The sequence below is a fragment of the Acinetobacter sp. YH12064 genome, from assembly GCF_013419735.1.
In the GTDB taxonomy this organism is placed as follows: Bacteria; Pseudomonadota; Gammaproteobacteria; order Pseudomonadales; family Moraxellaceae; genus Acinetobacter; species Acinetobacter amyesii.
Map to the genome: position 1 here is coordinate 1 of NZ_VOZP01000023.1, position 19,522 is coordinate 19,522.

The 19,522-nt window shown below is 38.3% G+C and carries 19 protein-coding genes, 1 tRNA gene and 1 pseudogene; 11 read left to right on the forward strand and 10 right to left on the reverse strand.

What is annotated here, in order from left to right:
• Nucleotides 1–206: 206 nt before the first annotated feature.
• Entirely contained in the window at nucleotides 207–776 is a 570-nt protein-coding gene (locus FTU13_RS16635) for a 1-acyl-sn-glycerol-3-phosphate acyltransferase (RefSeq protein WP_180128914.1), read from the reverse strand.
• 700 nt (nucleotides 777–1,476) lie between these two features.
• A pseudogene (locus FTU13_RS16640) lies at nucleotides 1,477–2,399 on the reverse strand (IS5 family transposase); the annotation flags it as partial.
• Nucleotides 2,400–2,519: 120 nt separating this feature from the next.
• Here FTU13_RS16640 and FTU13_RS16645 point away from each other — a divergent pair.
• The 4 genes from FTU13_RS16645 to FTU13_RS16660 all read left to right on the forward strand — a co-directional run bounded on the left by FTU13_RS16645 (nucleotide 2,520) and on the right by FTU13_RS16660 (nucleotide 5,380).
• Complete coding sequence (locus FTU13_RS16645) at nucleotides 2,520–2,723, forward strand: hypothetical protein (protein ID WP_180034651.1); 204 nt, start codon at nucleotides 2,520–2,522, stop codon at nucleotides 2,721–2,723.
• A gap of 2 nt (nucleotides 2,724–2,725) precedes the next feature.
• Nucleotides 2,726–3,481 (forward strand): putative type VI secretion system effector, encoded by a 756-nt coding sequence (locus FTU13_RS16650; RefSeq protein ID WP_180128916.1) that lies wholly within the window; start codon nucleotides 2,726–2,728, stop codon nucleotides 3,479–3,481.
• The gene (locus FTU13_RS16655) at nucleotides 3,481–4,233 is read left to right on the forward strand and encodes a putative type VI secretion system effector (protein ID WP_180128917.1); all 753 of its coding nucleotides are present in this window, start codon (nucleotides 3,481–3,483) and stop codon (nucleotides 4,231–4,233) included. Before FTU13_RS16650 ends, FTU13_RS16655 begins: the two co-directional genes overlap by 1 nt.
• Nucleotides 4,234–4,390: 157 nt before the next feature.
• Entirely contained in the window at nucleotides 4,391–5,380 is a 990-nt protein-coding gene (locus FTU13_RS16660; RefSeq protein ID WP_180128919.1) for a hypothetical protein, read from the forward strand.
• A gap of 406 nt (nucleotides 5,381–5,786) precedes the next feature.
• Here the strand turns inward: FTU13_RS16660 and FTU13_RS16665 are convergent, their stop codons facing one another.
• A complete protein-coding gene (locus tag FTU13_RS16665) occupies nucleotides 5,787–6,812 on the reverse strand; it encodes an SUMF1/EgtB/PvdO family nonheme iron enzyme (RefSeq protein ID WP_180128922.1) in 1,026 nt (341 codons plus the stop codon).
• Nucleotides 6,813–7,120: 308 nt separating this feature from the next.
• Here FTU13_RS16665 and FTU13_RS16670 point away from each other — a divergent pair, with 308 nt between their 5' ends.
• A complete protein-coding gene (locus tag FTU13_RS16670) occupies nucleotides 7,121–7,951 on the forward strand; it encodes an IS5 family transposase (protein ID WP_257226779.1) in 831 nt (276 codons plus the stop codon).
• A gap of 493 nt (nucleotides 7,952–8,444) precedes the next feature.
• Here FTU13_RS16670 and FTU13_RS16675 read toward each other — a convergent pair.
• Nucleotides 8,445–8,521 (reverse strand) — tRNA-Ile (locus FTU13_RS16675).
• A gap of 368 nt (nucleotides 8,522–8,889) precedes the next feature.
• On the opposite strand from FTU13_RS16675, the gene FTU13_RS16680 reads away from it, so the two are divergent.
• Nucleotides 8,890–11,094 carry an OsmC domain/YcaO domain-containing protein gene (locus tag FTU13_RS16680; RefSeq protein ID WP_180128923.1) on the forward strand — a complete coding sequence of 735 codons (2,205 nt, stop codon included), beginning with the start codon at nucleotides 8,890–8,892 and terminating at the stop codon, nucleotides 11,092–11,094.
• A gap of 536 nt (nucleotides 11,095–11,630) precedes the next feature.
• Nucleotides 11,631–11,855, forward strand: coding sequence for a hypothetical protein (locus tag FTU13_RS16685; RefSeq protein ID WP_180007368.1), 225 nt, complete (start codon nucleotides 11,631–11,633; stop codon nucleotides 11,853–11,855).
• A 127-nt stretch (nucleotides 11,856–11,982) separates the two neighbouring features.
• Here FTU13_RS16685 and bioB read toward each other — a convergent pair whose 3' ends face one another.
• Together bioB and queG are read right to left on the reverse strand one after the other, a co-directional pair.
• A complete protein-coding gene (bioB, locus tag FTU13_RS16690; protein ID WP_180116586.1) occupies nucleotides 11,983–12,975 on the reverse strand; it encodes a biotin synthase BioB in 993 nt (330 codons plus the stop codon).
• 277 nt (nucleotides 12,976–13,252) lie between these two features.
• Entirely contained in the window at nucleotides 13,253–14,347 is a 1,095-nt protein-coding gene (queG, locus tag FTU13_RS16695; RefSeq protein WP_180128924.1) for a tRNA epoxyqueuosine(34) reductase QueG, read from the reverse strand.
• Nucleotides 14,348–14,367: 20 nt separating this feature from the next.
• On the opposite strand from queG, the gene FTU13_RS16700 reads away from it, so the two are divergent.
• Together FTU13_RS16700 and FTU13_RS16705 are read left to right on the forward strand one after the other, a co-directional pair.
• On the forward strand, nucleotides 14,368–15,855 hold the full coding sequence (locus tag FTU13_RS16700; protein WP_180128925.1) for an NAD(P)H-hydrate dehydratase: 1,488 nt from the start codon (nucleotides 14,368–14,370) through the stop codon (nucleotides 15,853–15,855).
• A 1-nt stretch (nucleotide 15,856) separates the two neighbouring features.
• The gene (locus FTU13_RS16705) at nucleotides 15,857–16,132 is read left to right on the forward strand and encodes an acylphosphatase (RefSeq protein ID WP_111885749.1); all 276 of its coding nucleotides are present in this window, start codon (nucleotides 15,857–15,859) and stop codon (nucleotides 16,130–16,132) included.
• 70 nt (nucleotides 16,133–16,202) lie between these two features.
• On the opposite strand, the gene ruvC is transcribed toward FTU13_RS16705, so the two are convergent.
• Entirely contained in the window at nucleotides 16,203–16,748 is a 546-nt protein-coding gene (gene ruvC / locus FTU13_RS16710) for a crossover junction endodeoxyribonuclease RuvC (protein WP_078189034.1), read from the reverse strand.
• Between the two features lie 132 nt (nucleotides 16,749–16,880).
• On the opposite strand from ruvC, the gene FTU13_RS16715 reads away from it, so the two are divergent.
• Nucleotides 16,881–17,453: an FxsA family protein gene (locus FTU13_RS16715; protein WP_180128927.1), complete on the forward strand. Its 573-nt coding sequence runs from the start codon at nucleotides 16,881–16,883 to the stop codon at nucleotides 17,451–17,453.
• Between the two features lie 145 nt (nucleotides 17,454–17,598).
• Nucleotides 17,599–18,246, forward strand: coding sequence for a LysE family transporter (locus FTU13_RS16720; protein WP_180003124.1), 648 nt, complete (start codon nucleotides 17,599–17,601; stop codon nucleotides 18,244–18,246).
• Between the two features lie 69 nt (nucleotides 18,247–18,315).
• Here the strand turns inward: FTU13_RS16720 and FTU13_RS16725 are convergent, their stop codons facing one another.
• The 3 genes from FTU13_RS16725 to FTU13_RS16735 form a co-directional block, all read right to left on the reverse strand.
• Nucleotides 18,316–18,510 carry a hypothetical protein gene (locus FTU13_RS16725; protein ID WP_180003122.1) on the reverse strand — a complete coding sequence of 65 codons (195 nt, stop codon included), beginning with the start codon at nucleotides 18,508–18,510 and terminating at the stop codon, nucleotides 18,316–18,318.
• Nucleotides 18,511–18,745: 235 nt separating this feature from the next.
• Nucleotides 18,746–18,988: a hypothetical protein gene (locus FTU13_RS16730; protein ID WP_180128928.1), complete on the reverse strand. Its 243-nt coding sequence runs from the start codon at nucleotides 18,986–18,988 to the stop codon at nucleotides 18,746–18,748.
• A gap of 265 nt (nucleotides 18,989–19,253) precedes the next feature.
• Nucleotides 19,254–19,522: FAD-dependent oxidoreductase (locus tag FTU13_RS16735; RefSeq protein WP_180128796.1), on the reverse strand; the 269-nt coding region annotated here is incomplete at its 5' end.

A 19,522-nucleotide genomic window follows, 5' to 3' on the forward strand; every position in this document is an offset into this window, starting at 1 on the left:
AAATGGCGATTCAGCGTTTAATTGGTTTTGGGAAAAAAGAAGAGTTTAAGGAAATTTTGGCAATTTTAAGAAAGCAGAATCCTGATAGGATAAGGGTTCTGTGAAATTTGTCGTGTACAGAGAAAAGGAAGATATAAATGCACAATGCATGGAGCACGTGACATTTATATCTTTAAATACGTATTTCGTTAAAACGTGAATGGCGCTTAGTGTTTATTTTTAGGTTCTGGGATCACGATATCTAAACCTACTTTATCTTTATAGAGTTGCTTAATTAAAGCTAAATCGTGATCGAGCTCAGTCGGGTAAATCTTACCGAAAATACCACCTTGTTTGGTTTTTGAGTTGGCATACATTAATACAATCGGCACACCTGCTGCTTTAGCAATATACCAAAAGCCTGTACGAATCGGTTTTCGTGCTTCACCACGTTCTGCACGGGTCGCTTCTGGAGCAATGACTAAATTAAATTTTTCGTTAGCTTCAAAATGCTCAACCATTTGAGTCACTATGTCTTTATTGGCTTTACGGTCTACAGGAATACCGCCAATCGCTTCAAGAACAGGTTTAAATGGACCTTTAAAGAGTTCTTTTTTAATCAGCGTGTGAATTTTGATGTCGTAAATTTGGCAAAGGGCCAATGAAAGAACAGCATCCATCATTGAGGTGTGTTCAAAGCCGACGATCACTTGTTTATTTTCTAAAACATCAGGTTCTACGTGGTATTTCCAGCCTGCCAATTTAAATGCAGATTCGCCAATAAACTTTTTCAACATAGTCGGTGATACGGTGATTTTAAAAAGGTGTAATTTCTGCTTGTTTGTCGTATGAGTCAAGAGGATTTAAGTGAGCTTTGATCTGAATTGTGCATATATTTCAAATTGGAATAAGAAGGGCGGATTGAAGAATTATACTTTTTAGCAATAAAACGGTTAAATTTTATATAGCAAAGCTATCATCATAGATAAAAATACTCTTAAAAATTTGCTAAATATGGCTAGGCACCGTCAGCAATTCTTATTAGACTTTTGTCGTAGGTTAAAACTTTTAACCTGTTGGTCTTAACTCGATTTCTAACGGAGAACTCAAGCATGATTTATTTAACTGCTGTGTTATTCGCTGTTGCTATGTTTGCTTTGATTGTTATTTGGTCAATTATTGAGTTTTATTTGGACTTAAGAAAGCCTGAACAGGTTGAGTCTTAATATTGGCCGAAATTTATAGGCCCCATAGTTGATTTATTAATACCATATATTTTATATAATAATTATGTTTAATTAATAGTAAAAAGATATTAATGTGTTTTTTTTTGTTGAATCTTAAGCTTGTATCTCAATAGAAATTTTTATTTGATATTTTTAAGATTTTCAATATTAGATATACTTGAGCAGGTTTCAGAAATGGCTATTCCTAGTTGTAAAAGGCTTTGATGCATAAACCTTCAAAGGGTGAGTTATCCCCAATCCATTTAAATTTAGTAACAACTTGGGTGTGAGGTCTACCTAATTCCGTAAACCTATTCAGAACTGCCACTCGCGCATAAATTTCATTAACCTGACTTTGAAAATGTCTTGCCGTCAGCTTATCTCCTAATTATTTGATGCAATGCATCTTGGTTTCTACCAAACTGCGACGGTGATAGCCTGACAGTTTTCCATAGAGTTCTGCCTAAATGTTTAACCGTTTGAAGTAACTTATTTGCTCTAACGAGTTAGCTTTTTATCTTTCCATAGCTTTGCATTTTTCTTAGGTGGAATCACTGCATGTGCTTGACGATCTAAATTCACTTGTCTGCAGCACTTCGTGTCGTACGCCCCATTGGTATAGACAGAATCTATTCCCTCATCTAGTGGTATTTGTTCCAGAAAATCACTAAGTACTTGTGAATCACTGACATTATTTTTCGTAAGCTGAACAGCACGTCTTTGAAGCGTTTCAGCATCAATACCAATATGCAGTTTATGCCATTGCCGACGTTATTCAGGCTGATGCTTTTTACGCTTCCATTCGCATTTAGCTAAAAATTTTAAACTCGTAGAGTCGATGAGTAAGTGTAACCCACTACGACTTTTCTGATAGCTTATTACAATATCCATATGCTTTAGTCGTCTACAAAGGGTAGAGTACAAATATCACTGATATTCGGGGCTGCTCAGCCACAGAGTTTAATCAGGCTTTAGCAAAGCCTGTGACCATGCGTAAAGTAAGGTGGAATAGAGATTTGATCATTAAAACAGCATTGAATCGCTGTATCGGAATAAGTTTGATTTCGTCCGTGCTAACTTTGTGGTTACGTATACCATTGGGTCTTAGGATCAAACCAGATTGAAATATTTCTTCGCTTGATGAAAGCTTTGTTATATGCGGACCAATTTAGTTGTCAGGTAGATTTTTATCAAGTTAGCACTTACCGTTGGACAGATTGGTCTTCTTGTTAGTGCTGTTGCGCCACATCTGGGTTCAGCTGTACTTAAAAATGTGACAACAAAACTTTCGCAACATGCAGTCATGGCTTTTTAATGAGTGTACGTGTGATTGCTGGTTTGAATGTAATAACATTAAGTCTGGTTGCTGTTGAAATAGAACTAAAAAATGGGTCTGACGATGCTTTAGAAGATTGGTGTCAAAAAACACCTTTCAGGAAAGCGAATAGTAAAGAGACCCCTTTTAAAAATGAAGATGAAGAATATCAAGAATTTGTAAAAGCGGTAGTGAGTGTTTGATTATGCATGATTTGGTGAAATTTAAAGGTCGTATTGAAGCGTTAGAAATCCATAATGGTGTGTTAAATACTTTGGGGGGAGCAGGGGATAACTTAATCAAGTCTTCAGCGATTTTAAGTACAGTGGCTGGTAGTGTTTCATTGGGTGCACAAACGGTTTTTTTAGCCACACAGAGCCGTTTACATATACAAACTGTGGTGATGAACATAGAAGGCAAAGTCTGTGTAGGTCAGTTTCACCGTGCATTGTTAGCAGCAAATGAATATGTCATTTGTATTGCTAAGCAAATTGAACCCAATGTATATGAGTTATGTTCAGTGCTTAGTCCAAAAACAGGTTTACTGCATATGCAAGTGGGTATGGGTGCAGCCGATAAACCTGCATATAAGTCAATGATGAAAGGTGGAATAGTCTGGTATGCAATTAGTGTTATTGGAGTTTTTTTAATTTTTATATTTAATGGTGATCTTACCCAGGAAATGTTTTTAATTTTAGCTGTAGCTAGTATTTTATTTTATTTTATTTTTATGTTTATTGTTAAAAATGCATTTAATTCATTACGCCATATGAATGAAAAGTCAGAACAAGTTTTTAAGATGTATGGATTTAAAAATCCAAAAGAGATTTATTTGCTGACGGCTCGACATCAAGATGATAATGCAAAATTAATATTAGAATCGGTTTATGAATACCGTAGAGCGATTGATGATGATCCTTACCCTGAAGTTTATATAGCAGAACAAGAAAAGAAAAATTAATGTATTTATATGATTTGGTGAAATTTGAAGGTCGTATTGAAGCGTTAGAAATCCATAATGGTGTGTTAAATACTTTGGGGGGAGCAGGAGATAATTTAATTAAGTCTTCAGCGATTTTAAGTACAGTTGCGGGTAGTGTTTCATTGGGGGCACAAACAGTTTTTTTAGCCACGCAAAGCCGTTTACATATCCAAACTGTGGTGATGAACATAGAGGGCAAAGTCTGTGTGGGTCAGTTTCACCGTGCATTGTTAGCAGCAAATGAATATGTCATTTGTATTGCTAAGCAAATTGAACCCAATGTATATGAATTATATTCAGTACTTAGTCCAAAAACAGGTTTACTGCATATGCAGATTGGAATGGGGTCATCTGTGAAAAAGTTTCATTCGTCGGTTAAGAAAGGAGGCTATATTTGGTTCGCCTTAGCTGTTTTGATTACTATTTTTATTTGGATTATTTTACCTGGAGATTATTCAGTTGAAAATATCTCAATTTGGTTTTTTGGGTATTTTATCTTATATTTTATTTTTATATACATTATAAAAAGTTCTGCAAATTCATTAATATATCTCAGTGAAAACTCAGAACAAGTTTTTGATCTGTATGACTTTAAAAATCCTCAAGAAATATACCTATTAACTGCACGACATGAAGATACATCAGAGAAATTAATTTTAGAATCTATTTATGATTATCGAAAAGTTATTAAAGATGATCCTTATCCTGAGGATTATTCTGATAAGAAATGAAAAAGTCTATTTTATCTTTAATTACATATTCTGCCCAAGCAAGATAATGATATCCAAAAATGGATTCGTAAATGTTTATTATCAACGGATCAGAGTATTAAAAGGTTTGATACTATTCAGCAACAAATGTTGGGACTAAAGTCGGTATATCATTAAAATGAAAAGTAAAATCAAAAAACATGTCTTTGGCTATGATGTTTTTAAACAAGATGTTCCTTTTTCTCAATTAGAAGAAGGAGATATTTTACTGACGACAGACAATGATTCTAAAAGAGGTCATAATTGGTCAATCTTAAAAATGAATGATGATTTTATTGAACTAATTGATCAATCCTATGCACGACTTGGAAAGGCCATCAGCCCATTATTTCTCTCATTGCCAATTATTTTATTGGCTTTATATTTAGGGATATCTCCTTTTTTTGATGATTATATTAATTTTGCTGAAACAGCTTTATTTGTGTTAATTGCTGTATTTATGATTTTTTTAATTCTCTACGCTTTTTTTAGCCCATATTTTAAATACGATCATAAACAACCTATTTGTAAGCCTGTTCTTTTTAATAGAAAAACAGGTAAAGTTTTTTTCTATATTAATGATCAAGAATATATAGAAAAGAAATGGACGGATGTGGTCTATATTATGGGCAGCAGTTTTGGGTTGTCTGGCATTCCATTACGAGAGCTTCGGGCACATATCATCGAAGACGGCATCCTAAAACATACCTTTGTGATTGGCTTTCCAATGATTGGAATATTTCGTACTCAAGGTTTATGGACTTTTATTTGTCATTTTATGATGAAAGGACCAGAGGAGCTTTACCCCAAACCGCATCCTATGTACGGTACCATCGATCCGTTTACCCAACTAACCTATTGTCAAAATGTTCAAGGTGCAAAAGAAAGTTGGAGAGATACATGGAAATCATTTCGAATCATTTATCATTATAATTGGGTTCCAGCATTGTTTTCTTATCCCTTTGATGTGTGTAACTTTGTGGCGCGAAGAATTTTATTGCATATCAAACCATTGCCTGTTTGGCATGATGATGTGATAAGAAAAAATAAAATGAATTTACAGCGGCCAGAAGAAATCAGTGCAAAAGATAATTTTGAATTTACGATGTTTAAAATGATGGATAAATAAAAAGCTCTTTCGATTTTTCAATATAAATTAAGGGAATAGGCTGAAGAGGATTACCACCTAACGCCTACATCAAAGTCACGTAAGCATTGTATTAGCTTATTATTTATTGATTTCAATTTGATGCGAAAAAATAAAGCATTATGTCTGTGAGCCGCAGAGTTTTGTACCGTTGTTGCAAACGGGCTATAGATGTTTTATCAAGCTTTCAGAAACGCCTGACTATACTCAATTTTAGCATGAACATTATTGGGTTTATAAAGATCCGATATGGAAAGCCGAAACACGAAAAAATAAAGCTGAATTGGAGCGGGTCCTTTTGATAGAGATACACTGTTGGTAAGCAATATTGAGATGATTGATACTTCACTAGAATCAAATAACCAAAATGGAACGTATAAAGTTTAAATTAATTTATACAACGAAATGCGGTATCTTGGCTTCCATCAATAGTATTGCCATGCTCTTTGAACATAGCGGATGGAGGGGCTTTTTGACGGTAAATATTCATGCCATCACCACCAGCAGCATTATCACCACCTTGTGGAAAGGAGCTGCGCAAGACTTTTTCTGTGCCATCTTTAGGGCCTTGTGGATTCTTAACAGGTGACTCTGCATAGTAGTTTTCGCTATACCAATCTCTGACCCATTCAGTATTATTTGTCACCATATCGTAGATTCCCAAAGGATTTGGTGATACTTTTCCTAATATAGGAAGATGTCCATAATTATTATACCCATATTTAACAGAACTGGTTTTGAGTTGTTCATAGCTTGCAATATTTACCCCATTTTTCATGGTGCCATCATTGGTTGCATAGAGAAGGTATTGTCCACGGTTTCGGGCAGCATATTCCCATTGTGCTTCTGTCGGTAAATCCATTTTTTGCCCCATTTGATTGCCTAACCACTGACAATACTTTTGTGCATTGTACCAATTTGCACCTGCTGGGAGTTTATGAAAAATTTCCTTTGGATAGTCTTTTAAATAATCTGGTTGTACTTGATTGGTGGCCTTGAGATAGATCAAATAATCTCGCAGAGTAATTTTATTATTGGTCATCTTAAAGCTGTCTAAGACCACTTTATGGGGTGGTTTATTATCCTTATCAGATGAATAACCTACATAGCTATTATAGGGAGGTGTCTCGACATTGCCTTTGGGATTCGTTACTGCCACACTATCTGGAGCTGTTTTTTCTAGTTCTTTGGTGATGGTGCCGAAATCTCCCATAATGAATGAACCACCTTGTACATTCACCATATTTTTCTTTGTGCGCTCGACAAGCTCATGAATTTCACTCTGTAAATTTGGATCTGTAACTTTCTGATTGGCTTGCTTTTGATAAGATTCAGGTGGCTCTGATGGCGTTTTAGCACAAGCCGTTAATGTCAGGCTTGAGAGGAAAATAAAAGCGAATTTTCGATTAATCATATTTTTTAAAATTATAGAGTTGTTTAAATATTATCAAAGAATAAAACAAATTTAATATCTCAAAAAGTAAGTTTTTATATTTATTGAGTCAACTCTAAATATGGCTACCAGCTAAGATTTACATCAAGGTCATGCAAGCATTATCTTAATTTTACTTAACCCGAAGCAAGATTAATTGATCCATGGCGTAACACACTGGTCAACTCGTACAGCCTCTTTGTTTGATATGACAATTTGCATGAATGGTTTAGATGGGCTTTGTTGCTCAAATCTACCGTTAAAGGCTTATTCAGCATTATAATTCTCAAATGAATAAGTCCACATCTAAAATCTATCGCACAACCAATTGGCCTTCTTATAACAGAGCATTAATCAATCGAGGAAATATCTCTATTTGGTTTGATCCCAAAACTCAATGGTACGCTCAACCAAAGGGCAAGCATGGTCGAAATCAAACCTATTCTGATGCTGCTATCCAATGCTGTCTGATGATTAAATCTCTATTCCGTTTGTCTTTACGTATGGTCACTGGCTCTGTTGAAAGTTTTATTCATCTTTGTAGATTAGATTGGACAGCCCCGAATATCAGTGATATTCGTATTCCACCATTTGTAGAAGACAAAAGCATATTGATATTGCAATCAGCTACCAAAAAAAGTAGCGATGGGCTGCATCTACTCGTAGACTCTACAGGCATGAGGTTTCTAGGTGAGGGCGAATGGAAACGCAAGAAACATGGACCTGAATATCGTCGCCAATGTCGTAAACTACATATTGGTATAGATGCTAAAACCCTACAAATACGCGCTATTCAGCTCACAACCAATAATGTCAGTGATTCACAGGTGCTTGGTGATTTACTTAATCAGATTTCACAAGATGAGCAAATTGACTCTGTTTATACCGATGGAGCTTATGACACCAAGCAATGCCGTCAGGTCATTGCAGATCGGCAAGCGCATGCGGTGATTGCACCTAGAAAAAATGCGAAACCATGGAAAGATACAAAGAGTAGCTCGCTAGAGCGAAATGAATTATTTCGAACAATTAAACGTTTAGGCAGGACACTATGGAAAAATGGTCAGGCTATCATCGGCGAAGTTTGGTTGAAACTAAGATGTACTGCATTAAATTATTAGGAGATAAACTCAGTACAAGGAGTTTTGATAGCCAAGTGAATGAGATACATACACGTGTAGCAGTCCTCAACAGATTTACGGAATTAGGTCGACCACTTACCCAAGTTACGCCTTAAATTTGGCTTAATTAGGGGCGTTTTGCATTTCAAATCTTTGTGCAACAAAGCCCTTTTGATACACAACCTAAATGGCTTCAGAGTGTGGAGTATGAATGTCAGGTCGCGGAAGATGACCCGTACATCGTTGATACATTTACGACTTATCGGTTAGATACTTATTTTTGTGTTATAAAATATTGATTTTTATACTTAATTTTTAGCCATTTAAAAGTAAAGTGAAGTTAAATTATATAGATCACAAATCCTATAAAGAAAAGCTTTCTATATTACAGTGCAGCATATTGCAAAAAAGAAATAAAAAACCCATGAATCATTATAATTCATGGGTTTATATATTAAATCATTGCAAAGTTGAGCATATGATTACAAAAAATTGGTGGGCCCACACAGACTTGAACTGTGGACCAACGGATTATGAGTCCGCTGCTCTAACCAACTGAGCTATAGGCCCTATATTCTGAATGTGTTATTTATCAACAAGTTCAGACGCAAAGCATACTAGCGAAGATTTTTTTAAAAGACAAGCCTTTTTCTTCACGGCTGCACACTAACACAACAAATTGGCTGTAGTTGCAGCAGTTGAGCTTAGATTCGACCAAAATGCACAAAGTGCCGGATTCTATCGTGATGTAAATCACGACAAAAGTTATCAAACAGTCAAAATAACCTTATAATAATGCCCATTCTTGTCAGTACCGTGCCCAAAAGCGCTTAGATTGGTACTGGCCTCACATTTTTAAGTCAATGTCCTACAGTTATTCGGCTTATGTTTTCATTTTTATGTGTTGCACTGACACATAAGAATATTTAGGTGCCCACATGGAAATTAAGGTTAATTATCTCGATAACCTTCGACAAGAAGCCAAATTTGATGACTTCACGGTAATTGCCGACCAACCTATTCGCTATAAAGGTGATGGTTCTGCTCCCGGACCATTCGACTACTTTTTAGCGTCATCAGCATTATGTGCAGCGTATTTTGTAAAAGTGTATTGTGCGGCGCGAGACATTCCGACAGATAATATTCGCTTATCACAAAATAATATTGTTGATCCTGAAAACCGCTATAAGCAAATTTTCAAAATTCAAGTTGAACTACCTGCGGATATTTCTGAAAAGGACCGTCAAGGTATTTTGCGTTCAATTGACCGCTGCACGGTTAAAAAAGTGATTCAAACTGGTCCTGAGTTTGTCATTGAAGAAGTAGAAAGCATTGATGCAGATGCACAAGCTTTACTTATGCCAAATTTAGCGTCAGACAGTACCACGTTTATTCCGGGTAAAGATCTGCCTTTAGAAGAAACCATTGCCAATATGTCAGGTATTTTGGCTGGTTTAGGCATGAAGATTGAAATTGCATCATGGCGTAATATCGTGCCGAATGTTTGGTCTCTACATATTCGTGATGCACAATCGCCAATGTGTTTTACCAATGGTAAAGGCTCAACCAAAGAAAGCGCATTAGCTTCGGCTTTGGGTGAATTTATTGAACGTCTCAATTGCAACTTCTTCTATAACGACCAGTTCTGGGGTGAAGAGATTGCCAATGCTGACTTTGTGCATTACCCAGATGAAAAATGGTTCCAACCCGGCCCAGAAGGCGAGTTACCTGTCGAAATTTTGGATGACTACACACGTGAAATTTATAACCCAGAAAATGAGTTATTAGGTACACATCTATATGACACCAATTCAGGAAATATAGCACGCGGTATTTGCTCTCTTCCATTTGTCCGTCAGTCCGACGGTGAAACAGTGTATTTCCCATCAAACTTGATTGAAAATTTATACTTGTCAAACGGGATGAGTGCAGGGAATACCTTGGCTGAGGCTCAAGTGCAATGTTTATCGGAAATCTTTGAGCGTGCGGTCAAACGTGAGATTTTAGAAGGTGAATTGGCTCTACCAGATGTACCAGAAGAGGTTTTAGCCAAATATCCAAGTATTGTTGCGGGTATTCAAGGCTTAGAAGAACAAGGTTTTCCTGTATTGGTAAAAGATGCTTCACTTGGTGGTCAGTACCCTGTGATGTGTGTAACCTTAATGAACCCACGTACTGGTGGGGTTTTTGCATCTTTTGGTGCGCACCCTAAACTCGAAGTAGCTTTAGAGCGTAGCTTAACCGAGCTTCTACAAGGTCGAAGCTTTGAAGGTCTAAACGATCTACCAAAACCAACGTTTAGCTCGAATGCAGTCACTGAGCCAAATAACTTTGTAGAACACTTTATTGACTCAAGTGGTTTGGTATCTTGGAAATTCTTTAGCGCACAATCAGACTATGATTTTGTAGAGTGGGATTTCACATCTGAAGGTGAAAATGCCAATGCGGAAGAAGCTGCAGCGATGTTTGCGATTCTAGAAGACATGGGCAAAGAAGTGTATATGGCGGTCTACCAGCATCTAGGTGCTACGGCATGTCGTATTTTAGTTCCGGGTTATTCTGAAGTGTATTTGGTTGAAGACTTGGTTTGGGATAATACCAACAAAGCTTTGGACTTCCGTGAGGATATTTTAAACATTCATCGTTTAGATGAAGACGAGTTAGTGTCATTGGTTGAGCGCTTAGAAGAGCTTGAAGTGGATGACTACACGGATATTGTGACGCTCATCGGGATTGAGTTTGATGATAATACCGTATGGGGTCAATTAACGGTTCTTGAGCTCAAACTACTGATCTATATTGCGCTACAAGAGTTTGAAGAAGCAAAAGAGTTGGTCGAAACCTTCCTTCAATACAACACTAATACAGTTGAACGTGGTTTGTTCTATCAATGCATGAATGTGGTTTTAGAAGTTGAATTGGACGATGACTTAGATCTCAATGACTATGAACATAATTTCCGTCGTATGTTTGGTGACGAACGTATGGATGCAGTGATTGGTTCAATGGATGGCAGTCTTCGCTTCTACGGTTTAACTGAAACCAATATGCAACTTGAAGGTTTAGATCGTCATTTACGTCTGATTGATAGCTATAAAAAATTGCATGCTGCACGTGCGAAGTTTGCCAGTCAGAACGTTTAAATCTGGGCTTGTGAATAACGTTACTCATGTGATCATCTATTTGAAAAAACTCTCCTAAGGGGGAGTTTTTTTGTGCGAAATTTGCTGAAAATTAATCCATATCTGTGATGTTGATATTAATAAAAATCCTTATAACTCAGGTGAATATAAGGAAGGCTTAAAAATAACCGATTATCCGAAATTGTGTCATTTTAAAGTAAAGATATTTGACTCATTGGAAAAATATGATAATAAATTAGCTATGGCGTGTTTAGGCATGTTCATAATATTTCAGGACGAAATATTCAGAAGCACATTAATAAATAAATGGGAGTTTTAACAACATGCTTCAATTATTCAGAAAACTATTTTGCATGCATATTTACGAATACGAGCAAATGGAAGAAATCGGTTCGCACAAGGAATGTCGTAAGTGCGGTGTGACAAAGTAATGCAGAGTCTAAGCCGAAAAAAAAGTGAGCGAAAGCTCACTTTTTTAATGCCGGTCAATATTGAAATCATTAAAATAGAATCACATTCACAGTTTTCATGCAGATATGAGTAAAGATTTTCAAGCCGAGCGTTATACCGTCGATGCCAATATGGCAGATACCATTGCATGGTTATTACAACATCAGGATTGCTTTGAATCTTTTCATTATGATGTGATTCAGCAGCAATTGGTGGTTCAACATGCTAATGGTCAAGACATTATTCGTGAAGGGGATTATTTAAATGCAGGCTATGGAATTTTAATAACAGCACATAACTTTGTTAAGTAAACGATATATTTTCCCTACTCATGGTGATTTAGCCATTTCATTTGTTCGCACCATCTCTTGCATTGCACTTTGATACCTATCACTGATCATTCAATTGAACTAAGCCCCGAACTTCGGGGCTTAGATTTTAAGCCATTTGCATGGCATCAGTTGAAAGCTGTGCAGCATTTGGTTTGGGCTGTTCCGCGATTAAACCGAGTTTGCTAAATAAAAGCTGATCTTTGCCTTCGCCTGCATTTGGCGTGGTCAGTAGTTTTTCACCAGAAAAGAGTGAATTTGCACCTGCCATAAATGCCAAAGCTTGTTCTGAATCACTCAGGGATTCACGACCTGCAGAGAGTCGAATATAGCTTTTTGGCATAATGATCCGTGCGACTGCAATGGTGCGAATCCATTCGATCACATCAAGTTTCTCAACCTCTGCAAGTGGGGTACCTTGAATAGGGACAAGGAGATTGATCGGCACGGATTCAGGATGAATCGGCAGCGTTGCCAACTCCATCAGGAAGGCAATACGGTCATCACGGCTTTCACCTAAGCCCACAATTCCGCCGCTACAGATTTTCATTCCAGATTGGCGAACATAGTCCAGCGTCGTTAAACGGTCATCATAGCTACGCGTGCTAATGACATTGGGATAATACTCACGAGAGGTATCGAGGTTATGGTTGTAATAATCTAAGCCTGCCTCATGTAGGCGCTCTGCTTGAGACTGATTCAGCATGCCAAGGGTCATACAGGTTTCAAGTCCCAGCGCTTTGACTTCACGCACCATTTCTAGCACATAGGGCATGTCCCGTTCATGTGGATTGCGCCATGCAGCGCCCATACAAAAACGTGAAGAACCTGAGGCAAGCGCAGCTTTCGCTTCATTGATGACTTTTTCCACAGCCAGACGTTTTTCAGCTTCTAATCCAGAGTCATAATGTGCAGACTGAGAGCAATATTTACAGTCTTCAGGGCACTTGCCGGTTTTAATCGAAAGTAAGGTGCTGACTTGAATATGATTGGCTTGGAAATATTCACGGTGAATGGTCTGTGCTTGGAATAATAAATCCATCAATGGTTGTTGATACAACTCTTGTATTTCTGGATGTGTCCAGTCATTTCGGTAGCTCATAAATGATCCATATTTTCTGCCTAATGCAGATCATCATACGTAAAATTTGCAGACTTCCAAGACTATTTTGTAACATTGCAATTTAGCTAAAATGCATTGAAATGACTTTTTCGAAGAACTTTTGATATTTAAGATACTTGCAAAGTTATGCTAAATGACAGCACAATCGTTGCAATGTTTATTTTGAGCTAAAAAATTAATTTTCTTGGATTACGTCACTAAGTTTTAGATTAAATGAAAACTTTGTAAGGATCTGGAAAATATAGAATGAAAACCCTTAAAGCATTTTTGAGTTTTGTTCTGTAATTGCCCAATCAATATGAACTTGCACAATCGCGTCATGTTTTTCGCGCGAATTTTTTAATGATTGCACAATATTTAAACTGTAGGGTGCGTTGCCTAAGCCAATAGCGATATTTCGCATAAAGCTTTGATAGCCTGTTCGTCGGATAGGACTGCCTTCAGTACAGCTTAAAAAAGTGGCTTCATCCCATTGCCAAAGATCTAATAAACTCACTTGGTCGAGGCCATGACGTGGATAAAAGTCCTCAATTTGAGTTTTATGCGCAAAGCTATTCCATGGACAGATAAGTTGACAGTCATCACAGCCAAACACACGGTTGCCAATGCCACGGCGTAATTCTTCAGGAATGATGCCTTTATATTCGATGGTTAAGTAGGCAATGCATTTACGTGCATCTAACATATAGGGTTCAACGATGGCCTGAGTTGGACAGATATCAATACAGGCTGTGCATGAACCACAATGTTTGGTTGCCGGCGAATCAAAAGGCAAATCGAGTGATGTAAACAGCTCACCTAATACAAAAAATGAGCCTGATTTTTTATGGATCAGTAAGGTGTGTTTGCCTGTCCAGCCCATGCCTGCATTTTCAGCTAAGGATTTTTCAAACACTGGTGCAGAGTCGGCAAAGGGTCTAGATTCAAAATCTCCGATTTTTTCACGGATAATATTCGACAAGGTTTTTAGACGACCGCGCATGACTTTGTGGTAGTCACGACCTCGTGCATAGCGTGCAATGATGGCTGCATTTGGCTCATCAGGAACATAACGTGGTTTTGGGGTTTCGACCAAATAATCCATGCGGACACAAATGATACTGCGGGTGCCGGGGACTAAAAGTGCTGGATTGGCACGTTTTTCAAGGTTTTCCTCTAGGAATTTCATATCGCCGTGATAACCACGTTCTAAATATTCTTTAAAACGAGGGAGTTCCTCTTGAGCATCTGGCTTTGCGATGACACAATCAGAAAAACCTAAATTTAAGGCTTGTGCTTTAATCCATGCTTTTAGGGTTTCTGGATCATATTGATCGACAGGAATTTTTTGTGCAGGAGTTGAAGCGGCCATAATCATAACAAGGAAAAACAATGCGTCTGCAAGTTTACCATAGCCCTGTTTATCTTAGCCAAAGTATTCAAGCTTGGGAGCAGCGTTGGTTTGCTCAGCACAATAGCAGTTATGGTCTGATGCAGCAGGTCGCATGGTCGATTGCTCAGCAACTCATTCCAAGGTTAAAGCAGCAAAATTTAAAAAATATCGCTGTATGTTGTGGACAGGGCAATAACGCAGGAGATGGATATCTTACAGCGCAATACCTACAGCAAGCAGGCTTTCAAGTCGATATTTACGCCGCTGAAATTGGAGCATCGAAAGATTTACATTCTGCAGTACAAGAAGCGATAGATCACAAGCTCAAGATCTATTCACAGTTTGATTTTCAGCATGACTATGATGTCTATATCGACGCATTATTTGGTATAGGGCTCAATCGTGAACTTTCTAGCGAATGGCAAGCCATTATTCAACGATTGAATGCATGCACGGGACTTAAAGTTGCGATTGATATTCCAAGCGGATTACATGCCAATACAGGACAGCCTTTACCCATCGCATTTCAAGCCGATTATACCTTTACGGCATTGGGTCTAAAAGCAGGGCTATTTACAGGTCAAGCGAAGGAATATGCAGGTGAAGTTTCGGTGATAGCATGCATACCGACTGATGCTGAGCTTGAACCACTTGCGTATTTGTCGCCACAGAAAATCACTTTACCTGCACGTCAAGCTTTTGGTCATAAAGGCAGTTATGGCCATGTTTTGGTTGTTGGTGGCCATGCTGAAATGGGTGGGGCGGTGATTATGGCTGCTGAGGCTGCATTCCATGCAGGTGCAGGTAAGGTTACGGTTGTTTGTGATGCACGACATCACACCGCTATTTTGGCGCGCGCACCGAATATTATGCTACGCGATATCAATGCATTAAATGTAAAAGCGATTCTGCAACTGATCGATCAAGTCGATGCGATTAGCTTTGGCATGGGGCTTGGTCGTGACAATTGGGCACAACAGCAGTTTAAGTCATGGTTTCCATTGATTCAGCAGTCAACCTTGGAAATTGTTTTGGATGCAGATGCATTATGGTTTCTAGCTGAAACACCTGAAAAATTGAATGCACGCACCTATGCAACGCCACATCCCGGTGAAGCCGCGAAATTATTGGGTATTACTACTGCTGAAGTTGAAGCAGATCGTGTACAAGCAATTCAACATTTAAAAGAAAAATTTCAAGGTCAATGGGTGCTTAAAGGCGCAGGCAGCTTAATACTTGAAGATCAGCTTTGGATTTGCACCGCAGGTAATGCAGGAATGGGTACAGGCGGTATGGGAGATGTGCTTGCAGGGATGATTGCAAGTTTAAAAGCACAATTCCATCAGCAAATTCATCTGCATGAAATCGTAAGTCTGCATGCTTTAGCAGGTGATGTATTGGCGCAGTCGGGGATGCGTGGTTTGCAGGCACAGGATATGGCCCAAGCGGTTTATCATGTGGTCAATCATTCAGGAGATGAAGACTAAAATGCATGCGGTTAAATTGCGAATTCAAGGTAAAGTGCAGGGTGTTGGCTACCGTCGTTGGTTTGAGCAGCAAGCGCTTGCACTTAGTTTGAATGGTTATGTGAAAAATCTAGCGACGGGCGAAGTTGAAGCGCTGATTATAGGAACTGAAGACGCCATTCATAAAATACTGAAACACAGTCTGGTGGGTCCTTTACGAGCAGACGTGACTAAAATCGATCAGCAAGAAATTCCAATGCATGAATTAGACTATAGCAATTTTAAAATGATTCGCTAAATTTGATCACTCGATTGAGTGGGCTTTTGAAAACAGAATGAATTACTGAGCTATATGATTTGAGGATTATTTACCGACGTCGAGTGCTTACACGGCTTCGGCCACGAGCCATACCACCTAAGGCATTCAGTACAGCCATTTTACTCATACTACCAGACGCATGCGCATGACAAATTGCGGCAGCCAAAGCATCGGCTGCATCCTGCTGGGGTTTGATGCTTAGGTTCAGAATGCGCATAACCATCATTTGGACTTGTTCTTTATCTGCAGCACCATAGCCGACTACAGATTGTTTGATTTGCCGCGCAGTATATTCAGCGACTTGTAAATCTAAATTGGTTAAAGCAGCAATAGCAGCGCCACGTGCTTGACCTAGTTTTAGGGCTGAGTCAGGGTTTTGAGCCATAAAGACTTGTTCAACAGCAGCTTCAGTAGGCCCGTGAAACTTTACGATGCGATCAATACCAGCAAAGATACGTTTTAAGCGTTCAGGCATTTCTGTCGTTTCGGTACGAATGGTGCCAGCATCGACAAAACGTAGTTTAGAACCATCCTTTTCGATGATGCCGTAACCAGTTAAGCGCGACCCAGGGTCAATACCGATAATTAATGACATGTTTGCCCTATTTGCCCTTTAAAAATAAAAATATGCCCATATTGTTACATAAGCGTGTCAAAAAAGCTTGATAGTGATTGAGCAGTTGAATGCAACACCTTAAATTAATTTACTGAGATTTGTTTAATTTTCATGAAATTATTTCTTCTGATTTTAACAGGCTTGATCCTGGAAGTGTTTGTCTGGATCGGTGTGGGCGACCTCGTCGGCAGCATGTGGTATGTCTTTTTCTGGTTCGTGGCGGCCTTCTTTATAGGGATGAATATTATCCGTAAATATTCATCAGGTCTGATGCCTCAAATGCAGCAAATGCAAGCAGGTCAAATGAGTAATGATCCAGCTTTAACTGGAAATTTACCAAAAATTTTGGCTGGTTTCTTATTGCTGTTACCGGGTCTAATCTCAGATATTATGGCATTACTTATTTTGATTCCACCTGTACAAAATGCCATGAAAGCAGTCATGATGAAAACAATGATGAAGCGTCAGCAAGCCATGATGGAAAAAATGATGGGTGGCATGATGGGGGATATGGGAGGCATGGGCGGTGCTCAAGGTCAGAACCCATTTGCAGATATGATGCGTCAAATGCAAGATATGCAAAATCAGCAATCAGGTCGTGATTCATCCGTTATTGATGGTGAAGCTCGTGAAGTGACGCCAGATGCGAAACAAATTGAACTGAAAGATGTCAATAAAAAATAAGTAACTCAGTATGAAAGGCCGAATGTGTATTCGGCTTTTTTTTGCGTAAATTTTGATACGGCCTAAAAATAAACCTTGTGTTGCCAACAAAAAAATTGAACAAGCGATATAATCTTCACGTTTTAATTCAAATGAATCAGCTTGCATGTCACTGTTATTCACCATCTGTGCGCTTCATTTTGTTGCGCAGTTGAGTCCCGGTCCAGATGTATTATTAATTGCTAAAAGTGCAGCATCAACAACGCGTGCAAATACCTTAAAAATTATTGCGGGGATCTCTGTCGGGATTGTGGTGTGGGTCGTTTTAACCTTATTGGGCTTTACGGTTCTGGTTGAGCAATTTCCATGGATACAACAAGTTTTAATGGCTGTTGGTGGATTTTTCTTGGCGAAAATGGGTTGGGCGATGTTTAGTGGTGGGCTTAAAAGTTTAAATCAAACAGCCAATTTAGAAGATGGGCAGGCCTTAAGTCAGCAGAATACTGAAAATTATTTCTTATTAGGTTTATTTACGAATTTAGCCAATCCGAAAACACTGATCTATTTTAGTAGTGTGTTCTCACTGGCGTTGAGTTCATCAGCCAGTAGTAACCTAAAAGCACAGCTTGCTGTCATCATTCCGATTCAAACTTTTATTGTGTTTAGCCTGTTTATGATGATTATGTCTTTGCCTAAAATTAAAGCACTCTACCAACGTTCGGGTAGTTATATTGATGTGGTTTCAGGGGCGTTATTTTTAATTTTTGCGATTTGGCTGTGGTTCGACGCAATTAGAATGTTCAATCTTCAATAGCTGCAAACATATTGCTGTCAGCAAAGCGAAAGCCAAGTATTAGAACTTGGCTTTTTTTATGTGCCAATTTTATTGCTCTGGATTGGTTTGATCTTGGTCTTTAGATGGTGCTGTATTTGATGGATCTTGTGCAACATCGGTAGTTTCAGCATGATCACGATAACGGTTCGGTTTGAGGGTGGTTTCGGTATTTTCAGAGCCTTTGTATGATCGGCTACGATTGGCGCGTTCACGCAAACCGCCTTTTTTAATTAACAGCACCATCGTCTAGAACCTCATTGCTATTGCCATAGTTTAAAGAATTTTCCTCGTGAAGATAAGTGAGCAGGGCGATGCTAGCGCATAAAAAAGCCTGAAATCATTCAGGCTTTCATCATTTTAACTTATCTCTTTGAATGACTTTAACGCGACCCGATAACGGTGCTTAAATTCAGCTTAGCTAAAATTTTACACATTGCCAGCCTGTTCATACGGCTGTATTTGGCTGTTGTAAAAAAGCTTAATTTTTACCATCTTGCTTGAGTACTTCAAAGATGTTGAGTTGGGTCGTAGCTTCAGTATCGTGCTGTTGCAAATACACTTGAACACTCTTAAATAGAATGGCAACAGCCAAACAACTGAGTACGCAAAATATCCAAAAGCCATATGGGCTACGGATATTATGCGAGCCACATTCGGAACATTCTTTATCGCTTGAAGCCAATACTTTATTGCAACAAGCACAGTGATATTGATAGTGCATTGCTTTTCTCCATTTAGTCGAATTTGACCAACATTCTTGTTGTTATTGTCAACCATCAATCCGTGATGATTGTTTTATCTTAATGTGCAAATAAGCTGCTGTACAAGTTTTAAACGGTTTGTTTTGCTCATTATTGTGTAAGTGAAAAGCGTCAGAGAGTTAAATATTTGTTTTATTACTAATTTATAAATGAAACAAGACATGAATTTTCAGTCATAAAAAAGCCAGTTCGAAAACTGGCTTTTGCTGTTCTGTTTAAACTGAATTATTGACCAGAACGGATGATGTAATCAAAAGCAGACAATGATGCTTTCGCGCCTTCACCTGTCGCAATAATGATTTGTTTGTACGGTACTGTTGTACAGTCACCTGCAGCAAATACACCTTTTACATTGGTTTCATTGCGCTCGTTAATTACGATCTCACCACGGTTTGAAAGTTCAACTGCTGTTTCTTTTAAGAAATCAGTGTTTGGTAACAAACCGATTTGTACAAAGATACCAGCCAATTCAATCGTTTTGATTTCATCAGTTG